This window comes from Paracoccus suum, assembly GCF_003324675.1.
In the GTDB taxonomy this organism is placed as follows: Bacteria; Pseudomonadota; Alphaproteobacteria; order Rhodobacterales; family Rhodobacteraceae; genus Paracoccus; species Paracoccus suum.
Genome location: NZ_CP030918.1, coordinates 2699563 through 2715563, shown reverse-complemented (window position 1 = coordinate 2715563; position 16001 = coordinate 2699563). Strand labels below are relative to the sequence as shown.

The following is a 16001-nucleotide window of genomic DNA, read 5'->3' as shown; positions in this document are numbered from 1 at the left end:
TGCACGTCCTTGTTGGCCGCTGATTATACTAAGCTGTCTTACCTGCAGTTCGCTTCGGAGCCGTTGGAGGACAGTAGAGGGCCCGCCGACGCACAGACGCATGTAGTTCTGGTGCCCGAAGCGTGCGGCCTCTCAGTGATCGGTGGGCTGCCGATGAGAAAGATGGCCCGATGGGGCGTTCGTTTTTACAAAATCTGGTGCCGCGGATCCCGGGTTGGCGGCATCTGCCAAAGATCGAGGTCCACGGGCCCGCTCTATCCATCTGCTCCGTCGGAACCAGACGCCCGCGGCAGTCATTGTGAAGACGTGTCGTTATTATGACGCACCGATGGATCGTTTTGGTCATTCTATTACGAACGTCTCGCCCCCGGAGAATCAATGCGCATCGCAATAGTTGGAACCGGGCCTACCGGGATCTATACGCTTCAGAGTTTGCTGACGCAGGGTGCGGCAACACATGTTTCTCTTTTCGAGAAAGGCGAGCGGGTAGGGGTGGGCATACCGTACTCTCGTGAGACGGCGGGCCCGACAATGTTGGCCAATATTGCCAGCATCGAAATTCCGCCCGTTATTGAGCCGTTTATCGATTGGCTCCGAGTTCGCAGCGACGCGTATCTCTCGGCCCACGCTCTTGACCGCGCGAACCTGACGGAACGGACTTTTGCCCCACGTGTAGTCCTCGGCGATTACTACCATGACCAGATAAACGGTCTCATTCAGGCGTTTTGTGACGCGGGCGTAGATATAGAAGTCCATGAATCATGCCGCGTAACAGATTTGAAGCCCGCCGGATCAAAGATAAGGTTATCCACCCGACCTCGCACCGATACGGCGCCATTCGAAAAGGTTGTCCTCGCCACCGGCCATGTTTTCGAACCGGATGATGATCTGACGGACAACTACTTTCCCAATCCGTGGTCCGGATTGATCGAAGTGGATGTTCCGGCGGCGAGGGTGGGCATCATGGGTACCTCACTCAGCGCCATCGACGCCGCAATGGCGGTAGCTGTTCAGCATGGCAAGTTTGTCCGGGACAGAGGCGCGTTGACCTATCGGTCGGACGTCGAGAACGAGCTTATGCTTACCCTCATGTCGCGGAATGGATTGCTGCCTGAGGCAGATTTTTACTGCCCCATCCCCTACATCCCGCTCGAAATCATGACCCCGGACGCACTGCGAGAGGCGGTTCGGCAGGAGAATGCTTTCGACGCCGTCTATGATCTGTTTCGGTCCGAAATTGCACATGCCGACCCGTCTTGGGCGGTGAGGGTTGGGCTCGCCGAACTTACGCCCGAACTGTTCGAGCGGGCCTATTTTCATGATCGGGAAGCCAATGATCCGTTTCGTTGGGCGCGTGCCAACCTTGAGGAAGCAGAGGCTAACCACCGCGCGCGCCTCACCGTAGCATGGCGCTACGCCATTTTGCGCATGCACGAGAAGGTCCAGGCCATCCTCCCCGAACTGAGCGAGCCAGAACGGGAGCGGTTTGATCTGACGCTCAAGAAGGTGTTCGTCGACAACTATGCAGCGGTTCCCCCAGAGTCGATTCATCGTCTGCTCGCCTTGCGAGATGCAGGGGTGTTGTCAGTTCTGGAGCTTGGGGAGGACTATGGAATAACTCACCAGGGCGATGAAACGGTAATCCTCGTTGGTGGCCGGCACCATGTATTTGACGTCTTTATTGACGCACGCGGTCAAAAGCCGATGGAGACCAAGGATTTGCCGTTTCCCACCTTGAGGCAAGCCCTGCTCAATGCCGGATACGACAGTCCCGACATTGCAGAGGACTTTGGTCTTCTGGGCCTGCCGCCCTACGCCGACAAGGTTTATCTCGCCGCGTCGCCCTACCTTTTAAAGGACCGGCCGTTTGTTCAGGGCATCACGGCTTGCGCAGATATCGGGAAGATTGTCGCAGCGGGCTGCACCGGTGCTGCTCATAACGCGTTTGCCAAGGTTGGCCTGGCCGTTGGCTGCTCGGGTGATCTTGTTAGCTGGCGAAATTCCGTTGCCTGGCTGCCAGAGGACGAGATCTTTGGTTCGGCTAAGATGTGTGTCGCAGAGGCCAGAACGCTTAGGTGAGGGACACCCTCAGGACGATATGGTTCCCTTTCGGACACTTCGCATGCCGCCTACGGCCCACCCGCCGAGCCCCCAAACTTTCGCGCAGCATTCGCCCCATGGGCGATTTATCGCACTGCAAATCGCTGGTCGGATCGCCGAGCAATGTGCGTGCGCCTTGTGGACTTGAGGCTTCCGGTTCGGCAATCATGTACTTTTCAATCCGGGTGCCGCTAGTGGTAGTCAATCCCACCGTCTTGCCTAGACTGCGGTTGATATGCGCACCCTTTCGTGCCGTATTGTACTCCCATTGTTACCGGTGGGCTCAAGCCAGGGATGCGGGACGGGGATCTGCGGGGGAACAGCCGGTCAATGACGGGCCGCGCCACGCTCCGCAGCTGCCTCTCCGAAGCTTCGGGACGCATCCGGGAGTCCCGGACCGGTATTTCCCTTGACACTGCCGACGCCGGAATCCCGCTAATACCGTGATGTCCCGCAGGATCGAGTCGCTACTGACCTCGGGGTAACTATCTGGCCGTGCGGGCCCCAAGGCGAGCATGGATAGACAGACCTCCGTGCGGCCGCCTATGGGCGTGCCGCCGATCGAAAGATTGGCGGTGTCGCGACGAACAAAGAACTGGCGGGCGCTGCCGCGCACGTCGTCTCAGGGTGGCATTCGCCGATCGAGCGAGGGGCTGTGTTGCCTCACGGCCATGTGGTATACTGTCGGTATCCCGTAGATATGGTTTTTACACGGTGCTATGGAGAGGCATGTGACGTGCCATCCCGTGAAGCCCGATGTGACCAACTCTCGACCTCTTTCGAATAATGTTTATTTAACTAGTTGTAAATATTATATAAAGTAAGTAAGTCAGAGACTAAGCAGATGGTCGCCTGCCGCCCACGTAACAGTTTCGTCGCCTCGACGGCCTCGCTGCGTAGATCATGGGCGGAGGTAACCAGATGCGCGTCCCCAGAAATTATTTGTGTTGCAATACGCAGTGAATGCACGTCACATACGTTGGTAGCATCGCGCACTTCTGCCGGGTGATTTGATGTCTAAGACCAACGCTTCACTGACCCCGACCGCTCAGGAGTCGATCCTAGGCATGATTCACGGCCGACAGTTAGCGCACGAGACCGTCGTCCGTGAGTGTGACTTGGCCAACCAAGTTGGGTTGTCTCGCACCCCAGTTCGTGATGCGCTCGGCCGCTTGGAGGGGGGGGATTTCCTGAGGCGATCCGGCCGAACGCTGCTGGCTAATCGGCGTCGCGCTTGGCGATTTGCTCGAGATCCTCGCGGTCCGAAGACTGATCGAGGCGTTGCGGCCGCGCGCATGCCGCTTTGCATCGTTTCGTCGAGAAAATCGCGGATCGAGGCGATGAACGATGCAAAAAGCTTCGGCAGTGTGGAACGCTGGGATGCCGATCAAGAGCTGCATACGGCGATCGCGCATGCATCCGGCAACGGCCTGTTTGAAAGGATGGTCGCCGAGTGCCGCCTCCGCACGGGGATGTTCGGGATGGAGCGGATTCCTTCTCGTTTCGAGTCGGGGCGCGCCGAACATCTAGCGACTCTGGGCGCTTTGCACGAGCGCGCTGCTGAAGCGGTCGGCCCCCTGATGGACGCTCACATCGAGAATGCCAAGTTAGCCGTCGTCCGTGCTTTGACGGGATTGGCTGATCTATGATGCGGACGCTCCATTCGGTCCCGACGGCAATCTAACAATCGGAGTGACCCCCGTCGGCCAGCGAGATCACTTCAATCCGTTTCCCATCTGAACCGAGGCAGCATGTCTACCAATCTTCTCTATCTCGGCAACGGCCGAAAGATGCAGTCTCTCGCAAAGCTGGACGACCGCTTCGAAAGTTGGGGCATGAGCGTCGATCGGCGCTGGGCGTACAACGGCGATTTCCCTGCGAGCCTTGACGGCTATGACGGTATCTTCCTGTCCGGCAGCCCGCACGCCGCTTTTGACGATGTCCCCTTCATCCATCGCGAACACGACCTCATCCGTGAGGCGGCCGAGAAGGACATCCCTATGCTCGGCATTTGCTTTGGCAGTCAGATCCTCGGCTCGGCGCTCTGCGGGCGAGACCAGGTGTTTCGCCGTGATTTCTGCGAGATTGGCTACAAGGATCTTCCGGTCAACGAGGCCGCGCGAACGGACCGGATTGCGGGCAATCTGGGAAGTTCGGTGCACATGTTCGTCTGGCACAATGACGAAGTGCGGGCGGAGCATCCAGACATGGTTATCCTGGCAAGTTCCGACCTATGCCCAAACCAGATCTGGCGTTATCGCGATCAGTCGATCTGGGGCATCCAAGGGCATCCCGAAATCACAGCCGAGCAGGCCCCAATCTGGTTTGAGGAGAACCGCGAACGGATGGTGCAGGATGGCGGCGATGTGGATGCACTTAAGTTCAGCGCCAACGAGGCGTCGGAGGCCAAGACCATGCTTACCAACTTTGCGGCACTCGTGAAGTCCGCTTGACCAAACAGGTGCCCGCCAATTGCTGGCGCGTGACATCCTAGCGCGCTTCGCGAATCTGCAGAGGAGGAGGACGGAACATGAAGAACCTGCTTCGGACGATTGCGGCAACAGCCGTGCTTGCGGCGATGCCGCTCGCGGCATCCGCGGAGGAAATGGTGTTCGCCAGTTGGGGGGGCGCCTATCAGGACGCGATCCGCAAGGCTTGGATCGAACCGTTCACCGCGGCGACTGGCGTCGAGGTCATTGAGGACACCGAACCCGAGGTCGCGCGAATTCGGGGAATGGTCGATACCGGCAACGTCGAATGGGATGTGGTGACTGGCGGCAATGCGACCCTTTCGGACGGTATGGCGCACGGCCTGTTCGAGAAGATCACTCCAGAGATGGTCAACCAAGAGGGAGTAATCCGCGAGGCGCGCAGCGATTACGGCGTTCCGTCGGAAATCTTCTCGACGGTGATAGGCTACTCGACCGAGGCATTCCCGAATGGCGGTCCCAAGACATTTGCTGACTTCTGGGATGTCGAAAAATTCCCCGGCAAGCGAGCAATGCCGGACAAGCCCTCGACAGTTCTCGAGGCAGCGTTGCTCGCAGACGGCGTTGCGCCGGCTGATGTCTACAAGACGCTAGACACCGAAGAGGGCATGAAGCGCGCCCTCGACAAAATTTCTGCCCTGAAACCGAGCATATCGATCTGGTGGAACAGCGGCGCGCAACCCGTGCAGGCCATCGGTTCGGGCGAAGTGGTGATGGCGCTCGGATGGAATGGACGTTTCCAGGCCGGGGTCGACGAAGGGCTGCCGCTAGCGATGTCGTGGGACCAGTCGATTGCACAGGTCGGCTATTTCATGATCGTTAAGGGTGCGCCCAACAAGGACGCGGCGGTGAAGTTCCTGAACTTCATCATTGATGCTAAGAACCAAGCGGAGTTCTCGAAGTATGTTGCCTATGGCCCGGTGACCGAAGCTGCCCTGCCGCTGATCGACGACGAGCGCAAAGCCCGTTTGCCTTCGACCACTGAACGACTGGCGAACACGCTGTTCCTCGACATTCCCTGGTGGGGAAAGAACGCGGTTTCGGCCGGCGAGGCCTACACAATGATGATGCAGCAGTAAGTCGAGGGGGCGGTCCAAATGTCGACCGCCCTGATCTCTGGGCAAGGGAAGAACCCGAGATGGTCAAGTTGAACTACGCCTTCGAAGTCCGCGAATATGAGGAGCGGCTCGCGCGGGTCCAGTCCGCCCTGCGCCGCAAGGGCGTTGACGCCCTGTTGGCTTTTCTGCCCGAAACCGTCACGTGGCTGACCGGTTTTTTTACTCGTGGCTACGGCAGCTTCCAATTCGCCATCATCCCCGCGGAAGGGGCGCCATCACTTTTCTGCCGGGATGTCGAGGAATACTATCTCGACTCAACTTGCGTGTTTCCAGATCGTGCGATGTGGAATGACAGCGATGATCGAATCGCCGTTGCAGCTGAAATGATCCGTAGGCGACTAGGCCCGAAATTGCGCCTGGCTGTGGAGAGGGCGGCGTGGCCTTTGTCTGTCGCAAGGTATGAGGCCCTTAAATCTGTCTTGCCCGGGACTGGGTGGAGCGACGAAAGTCGGCTCGTCACCGAGATGCGTTTCATCAAATCCCCCGCCGAAATTGCTTATCAGCGGCGCGCGGCGAAGGCTGCCGAGGCCGGAATGCAGGCTGCGATCGATAGCGCCGGCGAGGGTGTCAGCGAGCGCGAGATGGCGGCCGAGATCTGCGCCGCGATGATCCGGGCAGGAAGCGACCTTCCTGGCCCAGGAGTGATGTCTTCTGGCGAGCGCGCCTATCATCTTCACGGGGGTTATTCCGACCGGGTTCTCGAGCGCGGTGACATTGTCCAGATCGAAACTACGCCGAATAGCCGCAACTACCATGCTCGCTTCATGCGTCCGATCCGTGTCACGCAAGCCAGTGACGAAGATCATCGCATTGTGGAGACGCTTATCCGGATTCAGGATCAAGCGATTGCCGCGGTCGCTCCGGGAGTTCCAGCGACCTTGCCCGATAGCATCTATCGCGACGGGGTCCTCACAGCCGGTCTGCGGGAAACCTATACTAACAAGACGTTCTATTCAGTCGGTCTGCTGCTTAATCCTAATGGCGGCGAACCGCTAGAGGCTGAACCCAGCGCAACCTGGAATTTCGAGCCGGGGATGACCTTCCACACCTATGTCCTGGCGCGGGGCTTCGGCATGTCCGAGACGATTACCATCACAGAAGATGGCCATGAGCGGCTGACCAACTTCCCACGTCAACTGTTTGTCTCGTGATGAGCGCCAAGGCCGGCATCGCGCCGCAGTGGCAAAGGCGGGAACTGTTGCCGGTGGCGCTTGCCAGCCCGTTACTGCTGTTCTTGCTCGCTTTTTTCATCTGGCCGGTCGTGCAGTTGTTGGGGCTGAGCTTCGGCGAGAGTGGCTTTACACTTGAGAACTACACCCGTCTGGCGCAGGTGCCGCTCTACCGACGTGTGTTCGCCAACACCTTCTTTATTTCGGCCACAACTACGGTTCTTTGCATTTTCTTTAGCTATCCCGTCGCCTATCTTCTTGCCACGGTCAGCGATCGCACCCGCAAGATCCTTTTCGTTATGGTGTTGCTGCCGTTCTGGACTAGCGCTCTGGTTCGCACAGCGGCATGGATCGTCATCCTGCAACGCAACGGCATCCTCAATTCCTTCCTGACATCGAGCGGGATCATCGAACAGCCCTTGCCCTTTGTCTATAATCTCTCCGGTGTGCTCATTGGTATGACGCACGTCCTGATGCCCTTCGTCGTGCTGCCGCTCTACGCCGCGTTCCGGAATATCGATAACTCGCTCATCCTCGCGGCTTCCGGGCTAGGGGCAAACAACCGAGCCCTCGCGTCACGGATCGTCCTGCCGCTAACAGCTTCCGGGGTCATCGCCGGCGGCACCATCGTCTTTATGAATGCGCTCGGCTATTATATTACGCCGGCATTGATGGGTGGACCTGGCCAGACCATGGTTTCCATGCTCATCGCGCAGAATATCAACACCAACCTGAATTGGGGAATCGCGGCGGCACTTTCGGTAGTACTTCTAGTTCTGACGCTCGGAATCTTCGTTGCGTTCCAGCGTGCCTTCGGGATGGATCGCCTTTTCTCGGCCGGGGGCGGACGCGGGGCCAGCCAGAGCTTCGGCGGCGCCGGCGGCAGGTCATTCGGGGGCTGGGTTGCCGCCTTGTGCGGCGTGCTGGTTCTGCTCGTCATGATCGCACCAATCGTGATCGTCTTTCCAATGAGCCTGAGCTCATCCCCTTTCCTGAAGTTCCCGCCAGACAGCTACAGCATCCGATGGTTTCAAAACCTGCTGTCCGATCCAAAATGGATCAAAAGCATCTGGAACTCTGCCAAGGCCGCGTCGATCGCGGTGCCCTTGTCAGTTGTCCTTGGCACTGCAGCTGCCTTGGGGGTTTCGCGGACGCGGCAGCGCTTCCGCGTGTGGCTAGACACCCTGTTCGTCATGCCGATGGTCGTGCCGATCATTCTTTTGGCGGTGGGTCTCTACTACGTGCTGGCCCCGTTCAAGGTGCTTGGCAACCCTTATACCTTGGGCTTGGCCCAGTCGGTCCTCGGGGCTCCTTACGTATTCCTGACTGTACGTGCCGCCCTCAAGGGGTTCGATCCCTCACTTGAACTGGCGGCCCTCAATCTTGGGGCAAGCTGGCTCACTATGTTCCGCAGGGTTTTGCTTCCAGCCATCGCCCCCGGGATTATCGCAGGTTCGATTTTCGCCTTCATCCAGTCTTTCGACGATGTGGTGCTTGCCTTGTTCCTGACGAATGTTCGTTCGCGAACACTGCCACGCGCGATGTATGAGGGGTTGGCCCACGAAATCGATCCCACAATCAACGCAGCCTCTGCGCTCATCATCCTGCTGACCATCGTTGTCTTGCTTATCAATCTGTTGCTTTCCCGGAGGACCACCAATGCCTGAGCTACTTGGGAAAGCCGTCACCATCCGCTCGCTGGTCAAGAGTTATGGAGCAGCCCGGGTCCTTCATGGCCTCGACCTCGACATAGGGTCGGGTGAATTCTGCACCCTTTTGGGTGCATCAGGGTCTGGCAAAACGACCACGCTCAAAGCCATCGCGGGCTTCGAACAGATCGATTCCGGCAGCATCAGCATCGACGGCGTCGATATTGCGCCAATCCCCGTAGCACGGCGAAACATTGGCATGGTGTTTCAGAACTATGCATTGTTTCCGCATATGTCTGTGCGTCGCAACGTGGCCTTCGGTCTGGAGATGCGCCGCCTTGCTTCAGCTGAAATTTACCGTCGGGTCGATGATGTGTTGAAGCTGGTCGAGCTGACGCCCTATGCCGACAAATCCCCCGAGGCCTTGTCGGGCGGCCAGCAACAACGTGTTGCGTTAGCCAGGGCACTCGTGATCAATCCCGACATTCTTTTGATGGACGAACCGCTTGGTGCCTTGGACAAGAATTTGCGTCAGGCGATCCAGTTGCAACTCAAGGCGCTTCATCGTGAACTTGGTGTGACGATCATTTACGTAACTCATGATCAGGAGGAGGCGTTGCACCTTTCGGATCGGATCGTGATCATGGATCAGGGGCGTATCGTCCAGCACGGAACGCCGCACGAATTATACTTTAACCCCGACAATCCTTTCGTCGCCGGATTCCTTGGCGAGTGCAACTTCCTCGTCGACAGCGCAGGGAAACGCATTGGTGTGCGGCCCGAGGTGATGCGTCCCGGTGCGTCAACAAAAGCATCGCAACGCGAGATCGCGGCGACGATTGAATCAGTGATTTTCCTGGGTTCGGGCACCAAGATCGTTGGCCGAGTCGGCGATACACAGATTACTGCCGTCGTGAACAACGGTCGGGTTTCCACTCTTCCCGGCGAAGGTGAGGTGATGCTGTTCCACGTTGACGAAGGGGACGTCATGATATGGCCGTCCGCGGCGCAAAGAGGCTGAAGCAGTGTGCTGTCCCAGAAATGCAAGCTAGTCTCAAAGCTCGCAGAGCGCCCTCGCAGTCGACACCTCGCCGGAGATAACGCTCGCGCCCGCTGATTTTCACAAAGACTTCGTCTAGGTGCCATCGCCACTGCTTACCGGTACGATGGCGGGTGGCATGCCGGATACGGATTTCGGCGGGGAAGACGGGCCTCAACCCTTTTCTAGCAGAAGCGGACCATCCGGTGGCCAACGTCGATGCCGCGTTCATGCAGCAGGGTCTCGACGTTCCGCAAGGGGAGCGGGAAGCGGGCGTAGAGCACTACGGGAACTCGAATGACGCCTGGCGAGGCCTTGAAGTAGCGGGAAGCGCGCTCGCCGGTCACGTAGCCCGGCGACAAGTACCGGCTCCAGTGACAGCCTCGACTGCCACGCTGTTGCTGCAAGTCCTGGCGATAACGCGCGGAAGTGTGGGTCGAGCATCACGGCAAGCGGCGTTTTCGGGCCACGTCTTGCAGTAGGAAATGGCTGCGCTGAATCGCTGTCAACGGCGCAGTCACGTCCGCTCGTGTAACTCTAGTCTATCCCAAAATGCCTATGAGTGCAGGTAGACGCCGCGGCGCCGCGAAAGTCGCCGGATGTCCGCAATCAGCCCACCAGCTGCCGAGATAACCTCACTGGCCGAGTTGGCCAGTGCGTGTGTTGATGTCAGTCGACCATGACTGAGTGCAGCACCCGTCAAACTGAAACGGCCCGGCGTTGTGCTGTCAGACGAATGCGAACTTGTCTCAGTGGTTGCAGCGGGACCCCCCTCAGGCGGCGCCAAGCTGCCGCCACTCAATGAGAGCGGGGGTCCGGTTAGGTTTGAAGTGATCGCGGTGAGAGAGGCTGCGATCCTGGTTGAAGTGGTTTAAGAAGGAGGCATGAACGGCGACGAACATCTGCAAGCTTCGCATGCCGGGGAAGCGGAGTATCGCTCGCTCCCGTCGCCGAAACGGTAGATGTGAGTTCTCGGCGCGATTGTTTGCATGCCGTATTCAGTCCTGGTTCATCCCCATGCCGAACTCGCGCAGGCCGCGGCGTGGAAACTGAGACGGTCTGTGACGGTCTTGGTCGGCGAGCCATACCGGCGTATAAGTTTTCTGAGAAACTTCAGCGCGGCCTTGCGATCCCGGGTTTTGGTCACCACGGATTCCCGCACCTCACCTTCGTGATCAACCGCGCGCGCCAGAGGTAGTGCCTGCGGCCTTTGATCTTCACTAAGATTTCGTCCGGCTGCCGGCGCCACTGCGGTCCGGCACGCAGTTGCTGCACGCACTGCGTGCGGATCTTGGCGGCAAACAGCGGGCCGAATCAGTTCCACCAGAAGCGCACCGGCGCGTGGCTGATGTCGATGCCGCGTTCATTTAGGAGGTCTTCAACGTTCCTGAGCGACAGCGGGAACTGGACGCAGAGCATCACGGCTAGGAGGATGACCTCGGGCGACGTCTTGAAATATCGAAAGGTCGGCGTTGGGTCATATGGAAGGGTCGGGCGATCGCTCCCGCTCGGGCAAGCCGAGTTTATCTGACTGTGCCGTCAGTGCGGATGTCGCAGGGTGGGCGAATGTTGCTCGCTCTGATGAACCGAATGCTTCGGCAAATTGAGATGGCCCAACTCATTGCGGATGATCAGAAGGCGGGGCTACCAGCTGTCCCAAAGGCTTGGGAAGATTATGCAAAAGAAACAGGCGAGTTCGTGGCAGAGGCGTGTTGCCAGGCATCGATTTGGTGCGAAATCTCGTCGCGGATCAGCCGAACATGGCGCTTATCGCTCGGTGGGACCTTTCCCCGCGATAATCTTCGACCGAGCTCTTTCCACGCGGCGCGCCCGCGTTTCCGACTGCTTGGCGTCCGAGAAGTGGAGCATCCAGCCGCGCTGCCGTCCCGGCGTCAGTTCCTCGAAGGCTTCCGCCAGTTCGAGATCGTCGTCGAGGGCGTTCTGTAGTTCGTCCGGATAGTCGAGATCGTCCTTTTCGGTGAACTCGACCTTCAGCCCATCTTTCTCCACCTGTATCGCTCGGTCGACGAAGCGCCGGATCGTGCCTTCACCGTGTTCGATTTCTTCCAGGCTCCTAAAATGAAGCCGTCGCATCGCCTGTGAGTGCTTGCCCGGCTGGACGAGAACGCCGTCCTCATCTCGCAGGAGCGACCCCTTGAAGAATCCGACCGCGCAAGAGTTTTTCATCCCGTAGATGATCGCCACGTTTCTGCCTTCGTGGGCGTAGCAGAGCTTGCCCCACTTCACCCGTTCCTCGAGGGCGCAATCGAGGAGAATGTCGCGCAGCTTGCGTCGCTCGGCCCGCCAAGTTTCCTGTTTTAGGAGTTTTTCGATATCGGGATCACTTGCCATGCCTGCTTCCCTTCAAACTGAGTTCGGCGCGACGAAGATCCGTCCGATCGCGATCACTGCGCAGACGGCGACGCCCAGCCAGTGATACATCGGCCTGTTATCCTCGGCGCCCCCGCAGGTAAACGCCGGAGAAGATCGGCGTCCACCGCGATCGGGGTGGCCGCGTCCGGCACGAGCCATCCCGGCGACAGTGCGACCACCGGGAATGACCAGACCTGGCGCAGGACAGTTCAAGCGGGATCAGAGCCATCCAGACAGCATTCGGGAGCGCGGCCAGCGTCGGAACGGCCTGGTCAGAGTTAATGAGCCCCCAGCCGGCCCGATAGCTGTGTGCAGCGCGGGCAACGCCTGAAGTATCCGGCGAGCGATGCTCATCGTCAGCCCTGACCATCGAGATTCGCGACGACCTCCTCCAGCCGGTCGAGAAATTGTTCCCAGCCCGCCTTGGCCCCGTAGTAGGCCTGATCCTGATCGCGACCGAAGCCCGATTGCTCCATTTTCAAATGCGTGCCGGTGGCGGTTTCCGTCAGGGTCCATGTCACAACGCTTTCCAACCCGTACGCCGCCCAGGAATACGAGAGCGTCCTGAGCGGTTCGATTGCCAGTACCTCGCACGACACTTTGCCCCACTCAGCTTCGAGGTGGAAACGGTGGCCGACCTCAGGCTTGAAATCGCTTTTCATCAGCCATTTCTCGATGAGATGCTCCTGCGTCAGCGCACGCCAGACATATTCCGGCGGGTGTCTCAGTTCGCGTTCCTTAAAAATCGAGCGCAGGTTGTTCGTGTCTTCCGTCACTGGTCCATCCTCCTCAGAAGACCTTCAAATTCGTCGAGCTTCGCGTCCCAGAACTGGCTCATGGTTCGCGTCCAATCGACCAGCGGTGCCAGTGCCTCGACATTCGCAGCATAGCGAGTCTGGCGACCGTCCTGCCGCCCGCTGACAAGGCCCGCTTGCTTGAGGATGGCGAGATGCTTTGACACCGCCGGTTGTGAGATCCCGGCAAAATCCGTCAGCGCCAGAACATTCTGTTCGCCTCCAAGGCACAGGCGCTCGAAAATGGCTCTGCGGGTCGGATCGGAAAGGGATCGAAAGAGGTTATCGTGCAAATCCAACATAAATCATAACCCGCTAGCTATGTGTAACGGATAGCTAGCCAGTTATGATTCGACAACCCCTGACTTGATCCAGACTGCACACGTGGGAGCCGTCATCCACAGGCCGACATCAAGGGGGATAGGCTACCACTACGACAGAATGCCGAGGCGGAACCGAGGAGGCGCAACGGAAGGTGGTGAGCAACAATATTTGACCAAGCCAACCGACAGTCGGCTCGCCACGGTCAGCCCAGGGAGACCGCCAATGGTCCGTTGCAGCCTCCAAAAATCGCAGATCTTCCCGACACTAAATGCTTCTGCTGCCCAAGCCGACCAAACGGTCATGCAGTTCGTCGATGAGCAGGATCCGGCTGCTGTGCGGCTGGTGCACGAGCCCGATCTGGCGGCGCAGGTCCGGCGGACCGAATGGCGCCGCGCGCAATGGTGCGGGACTGTCCAGCAGTGCCACCCGCGGCACTATTGACACGCCCAGCCCCCCGGCCACGCAGGCGGTGATCGAGGCTATGGTGTCGATCTCGGCGACCTCGTTCAGCCGGATGTCCAGCCGGCTGAGTTCTTGGTCGATGATGTGGGCAAGAGGCACGTTGCTGCCGAATCGGATGAAGGGGCAGTTGCGCAGGTAGTCCTCGGCGGTCATCAGGGGATAGTCCGGCGGCGCGATCACCAGCAGCGGTTCGGACAGGAACGGGCGCCAGCGCAGGCCAGGCGGCAGGCGTAGATGCTCGGCGACCATTGCCGCGTCCAGACGGCCCGCCGCCACGTCCAGCAGCAGTCCATCGGACAGGCCGACGCGCAGCTTGACCCGCAGGCCGGGACGGGCATCGCGCAGTGCGACGATTGCGCGGGGCAGCAGCGAAAGCGCGCTGGTCCGTACCGACCCTAGCGACAGTGTGCCGATCAGGCGACGCCCGGATATAGCGTCAAGCGCGGTTTCTGTCAGTTGTAGGACCTCGCGCGCCGTCTCGAGCATCTGCTGGCCGGCCGCCGTCAGGCGCGGCGGGCGGCTGGTGCGGTCGAACAGCGCGGCGCCGATTTCCTGTTCCAGCGCCTGGACCTGCTGGCTGATGGCCGAGGGCGTGAGGTGCACCTTTTCGGCCGCCCTGGCGAAGCCGCCGGTTTCGACGATGGCCAACAAGGTTTTCAGCTGACGGGTATCCACTAATTAAGTGTTCCTTCATTTAAGAATTAAAATTAGCCGTTGGCGTCCAGAATATCTAGTGACGTAATGTCCCCCTTGACGGCTGCATCCGCCGCGAAGGGGAGAATTAATGCCGAAGAACGTCCTGATCACCGGGCCCGACCTTGTCGCGCCTGCGGTCGACCTGCTGACGTCTGCCGGTCTGACGCCGGTCTATGTACCGCCCTACACGGGCGGCGAGGGTCTGACAGAGATCGTTCGTGCCGCCGATCCTGTAGGGATCATTTCACGCATGGGCCGGCTGGATGCGGCCACCATGGACTGCGCTCCGTCGCTTCAGGTGATTTCCAAGCACGGCGTGGGGGTGGACAACATTGACTTGGCCGCCGCGGGCGAGCGGGGAATCCCGGTGCTGATGGCCACCGGCGCTAACGCCTTGTCGGTCGCGGAACATGCCATCGCGCTGCTGCTGGCGGTGGGCAAGCGGCTGGTGCCGCTGGACCGCGGGCTGCGCGAGGGACGCTGGGAAAAGGCCGGCTTCAAGGGCCGCGAGATCGCTGGCTCGACCCTTGGGCTGGTGGCGTTCGGCGCGATCGCCCGGCACACGGCGCGCATCGCGCAGGCGTTGGGAATGACCGTCATCGCCTATGACCCCTTCTGCCCGGCCGAGGCAATGGAGGCTGCGGGCGTCCGCCGGGTCCATGATGTCGATGCGCTGGTAACCGAGGCAGATGTGATCAGCCTGCATTCGCCGCTGACCGATGCCACTCGCAACCTGATCGACGCCCGCCGCCTGGCGATGATGAAGCCCGACGCGATCATCGTCAACACCGCCCGCGGAGCGCTGATCGACGAGGCGGCGCTCGCTGCGGCCCTCGCCAAGGGTCAGATCGCCGGGGCCGGGCTGGACAGTTTCGCGCAGGAACCGCCGGCCGCCGAACATCCCTTCTGGGCCGAACCGCGGCTGGTCATGACACCGCATGTCGGCGGCGTGACCACGGCGGCAAATGCCCGCGTCGGCATCGAAGCCGCACAGGGAATCATCGACCACTTGGCCGGGCGCGACCTGCCGCCCGCCCGTATTGCCAACCGCGCGGCGCTTGCGCCCGCCACCTCCTTAAAGGGACTTAGATGACCATCGGTTTCCGCATTCTGACCCGCAACCGCGCCGTCACGCCCGAGCTGGTCGCGCAATTCCGCGCACTGCCGGTCGCCAATGTCAGCGATGCCATGAGGCGGATGACCGCCGCCGGTCCCCGGCTGACCCGCATGCACCAGGACGGCACACTCGCCGGCCCGGCGCTGACTGTGAAATCGCGGCCGGGCGACAACCTGATGCTGCACAAGGCGATCGACATGGCCCAGCCCGGCGACGTGATCGTCGTCGATGCCGGGGGCGATCTGACCAACGCCCTGATGGGCGAGATGATGCTGGCCTATGCCGCCAAGCGCGGTGTCGCCGGCTTTGTCCTCAACGGCGCGATCCGGGATGCGGATGCGATCCGCGAGATGAATCTGCCGCTGTTCGCGGCGGGCATCACCCATCGCGGCCCCTACAAGGACGGGCCGGGGGAAATCAACGTCCCGATCGCCATCGACGGGATGGTGATCGCACCGGGCGATCTGGTGCTGGGCGACGGTGACGGCGTGGTGGCGGTGCCCTTCGATGCGGCCGAGGCCGTTCTGGCCGCGACCCGCGCCAAGCACGATGCCGAGACCAGGCAGATGGCGGCCATCGACGCCGGAACCAACGATCGGTCCTGGGTCGATGCGGCGCTGAAGGAACTGGGCTGCGAGATGCCGGCCTGAAGAGGAGATGCGACCGGCGCT

14 protein-coding genes and 2 pseudogenes are annotated in these 16001 nt (G+C 60.1%); 10 read left to right on the top strand and 6 right to left on the bottom strand.

Features of this window, described 5'->3' with window-relative positions; translation table 11 throughout:
* The first annotated feature begins 378 nt into the window (after nt 1-378).
* From DRW48_RS13255 to DRW48_RS13225, 8 genes and pseudogenes are all read left to right on the top strand, one after another.
* Nucleotides 379-2079, top strand: coding sequence for an FAD/NAD(P)-binding protein (locus DRW48_RS13255; protein ID WP_114076834.1), 1701 nt, complete (start codon nt 379-381; stop codon nt 2077-2079).
* Between the two features lie 1034 nt (nt 2080-3113).
* A pseudogene (locus DRW48_RS16560) lies at nt 3114-3242 on the top strand (hypothetical protein); the annotation flags it as partial.
* Between the two features lie 198 nt (nt 3243-3440).
* Nucleotides 3441-3749: an FCD domain-containing protein gene (locus tag DRW48_RS16375; RefSeq protein ID WP_241963277.1), complete on the top strand. Its 309-nt coding sequence runs from the start codon at nt 3441-3443 to the stop codon at nt 3747-3749.
* A gap of 102 nt (nt 3750-3851) precedes the next feature.
* Nucleotides 3852-4553, top strand: a complete 702-nt coding sequence (locus tag DRW48_RS13245) for a type 1 glutamine amidotransferase (RefSeq protein ID WP_114076832.1) — start codon at nt 3852-3854, stop codon at nt 4551-4553.
* A 77-nt stretch (nt 4554-4630) separates the two neighbouring features.
* Nucleotides 4631-5668, top strand: a complete 1038-nt coding sequence (locus DRW48_RS13240) for an ABC transporter substrate-binding protein (protein WP_114076831.1) — start codon at nt 4631-4633, stop codon at nt 5666-5668.
* A gap of 59 nt (nt 5669-5727) precedes the next feature.
* Nucleotides 5728-6858, top strand: a complete 1131-nt coding sequence (locus DRW48_RS13235; protein ID WP_114076830.1) for a M24 family metallopeptidase — start codon at nt 5728-5730, stop codon at nt 6856-6858.
* Nucleotides 6858-8543 carry an ABC transporter permease subunit gene (locus tag DRW48_RS13230; RefSeq protein WP_114076829.1) on the top strand — a complete coding sequence of 562 codons (1686 nt, stop codon included), beginning with the start codon at nt 6858-6860 and terminating at the stop codon, nt 8541-8543. Before DRW48_RS13235 ends, DRW48_RS13230 begins: the two co-directional genes overlap by 1 nt.
* Nucleotides 8536-9546, top strand: a complete 1011-nt coding sequence (locus DRW48_RS13225) for an ABC transporter ATP-binding protein (RefSeq protein WP_114076828.1) — start codon at nt 8536-8538, stop codon at nt 9544-9546. Before DRW48_RS13230 ends, DRW48_RS13225 begins: the two co-directional genes overlap by 8 nt.
* On the opposite strand, the gene DRW48_RS16555 is transcribed toward DRW48_RS13225, so the two are convergent.
* From DRW48_RS16555 to DRW48_RS13200, 6 genes and pseudogenes are all read right to left on the bottom strand, one after another.
* The gene (locus tag DRW48_RS16555; RefSeq protein WP_422385734.1) at nt 9512-9796 is read right to left on the bottom strand and encodes a DDE-type integrase/transposase/recombinase; all 285 of its coding nucleotides are present in this window, start codon (nt 9794-9796) and stop codon (nt 9512-9514) included. The two genes, DRW48_RS13225 and DRW48_RS16555, sit on opposite strands and share 35 nt — an antisense overlap.
* 541 nt (nt 9797-10337) lie before the next feature.
* Nucleotides 10338-10998, bottom strand: a pseudogene (locus DRW48_RS13220) (IS6 family transposase).
* A gap of 333 nt (nt 10999-11331) precedes the next feature.
* Nucleotides 11332-11916 (bottom strand): YdeI/OmpD-associated family protein, encoded by a 585-nt coding sequence (locus DRW48_RS13215; RefSeq protein WP_114076827.1) that lies wholly within the window; start codon nt 11914-11916, stop codon nt 11332-11334.
* Nucleotides 11917-12293: 377 nt separating this feature from the next.
* A complete protein-coding gene (locus tag DRW48_RS13210; RefSeq protein WP_114076826.1) occupies nt 12294-12713 on the bottom strand; it encodes an SRPBCC family protein in 420 nt (139 codons plus the stop codon).
* Nucleotides 12710-13033 (bottom strand): ArsR/SmtB family transcription factor, encoded by a 324-nt coding sequence (locus tag DRW48_RS13205; RefSeq protein ID WP_114076825.1) that lies wholly within the window; start codon nt 13031-13033, stop codon nt 12710-12712. The genes DRW48_RS13210 and DRW48_RS13205 overlap by 4 nt, the downstream gene beginning before the upstream one ends.
* A 286-nt stretch (nt 13034-13319) precedes the next feature.
* Nucleotides 13320-14192 (bottom strand): LysR family transcriptional regulator, encoded by an 873-nt coding sequence (locus tag DRW48_RS13200; RefSeq protein ID WP_114076824.1) that lies wholly within the window; start codon nt 14190-14192, stop codon nt 13320-13322.
* Nucleotides 14193-14301: 109 nt separating this feature from the next.
* On the opposite strand from DRW48_RS13200, the gene DRW48_RS13195 reads away from it, so the two are divergent.
* Both DRW48_RS13195 and DRW48_RS13190 read left to right on the top strand, forming a co-directional pair.
* Nucleotides 14302-15306 carry a hydroxyacid dehydrogenase gene (locus tag DRW48_RS13195; protein ID WP_114076823.1) on the top strand — a complete coding sequence of 335 codons (1005 nt, stop codon included), beginning with the start codon at nt 14302-14304 and terminating at the stop codon, nt 15304-15306.
* Nucleotides 15303-15980, top strand: a complete 678-nt coding sequence (locus tag DRW48_RS13190) for an RraA family protein (RefSeq protein WP_114076822.1) — start codon at nt 15303-15305, stop codon at nt 15978-15980. Before DRW48_RS13195 ends, DRW48_RS13190 begins: the two co-directional genes overlap by 4 nt.
* The last annotated feature ends 21 nt before the right edge of the window (nt 15981-16001 follow it).

What these genes read in the sequence shown, in the direction of transcription:
- DRW48_RS13245 (WP_114076832.1), top strand. Translation starts at nt 3,852, where the DNA reads ATGTCTACCAATCTTCTCTATCTCGGCAACGGCCGAAAGATGCAGTCT.
- DRW48_RS13230 (WP_114076829.1), top strand. Translation starts at nt 6,858, where the DNA reads ATGAGCGCCAAGGCCGGCATCGCGCCGCAGTGGCAAAGGCGGGAACTG.
- DRW48_RS13215 (WP_114076827.1), bottom strand. Translation starts at nt 11,916, where the DNA reads ATGGCAAGTGATCCCGATATCGAAAAACTCCTAAAACAGGAAACTTGG.
- DRW48_RS13190 (WP_114076822.1), top strand. Translation starts at nt 15,303, where the DNA reads ATGACCATCGGTTTCCGCATTCTGACCCGCAACCGCGCCGTCACGCCC.
- DRW48_RS13240 (WP_114076831.1), top strand. Translation starts at nt 4,631, where the DNA reads ATGAAGAACCTGCTTCGGACGATTGCGGCAACAGCCGTGCTTGCGGCG.
- DRW48_RS13195 (WP_114076823.1), top strand. Translation starts at nt 14,302, where the DNA reads ATGCCGAAGAACGTCCTGATCACCGGGCCCGACCTTGTCGCGCCTGCG.
- DRW48_RS13235 (WP_114076830.1), top strand. Translation starts at nt 5,728, where the DNA reads ATGGTCAAGTTGAACTACGCCTTCGAAGTCCGCGAATATGAGGAGCGG.
- DRW48_RS16555 (WP_422385734.1), bottom strand. Translation starts at nt 9,796, where the DNA reads ATGAACGCGGCATCGACGTTGGCCACCGGATGGTCCGCTTCTGCTAGA.
- DRW48_RS13255 (WP_114076834.1), top strand. Translation starts at nt 379, where the DNA reads ATGCGCATCGCAATAGTTGGAACCGGGCCTACCGGGATCTATACGCTT.
- DRW48_RS13225 (WP_114076828.1), top strand. Translation starts at nt 8,536, where the DNA reads ATGCCTGAGCTACTTGGGAAAGCCGTCACCATCCGCTCGCTGGTCAAG.
- DRW48_RS13205 (WP_114076825.1), bottom strand. Translation starts at nt 13,033, where the DNA reads ATGTTGGATTTGCACGATAACCTCTTTCGATCCCTTTCCGATCCGACC.
- DRW48_RS16375 (WP_241963277.1), top strand. Translation starts at nt 3,441, where the DNA reads ATGAACGATGCAAAAAGCTTCGGCAGTGTGGAACGCTGGGATGCCGAT.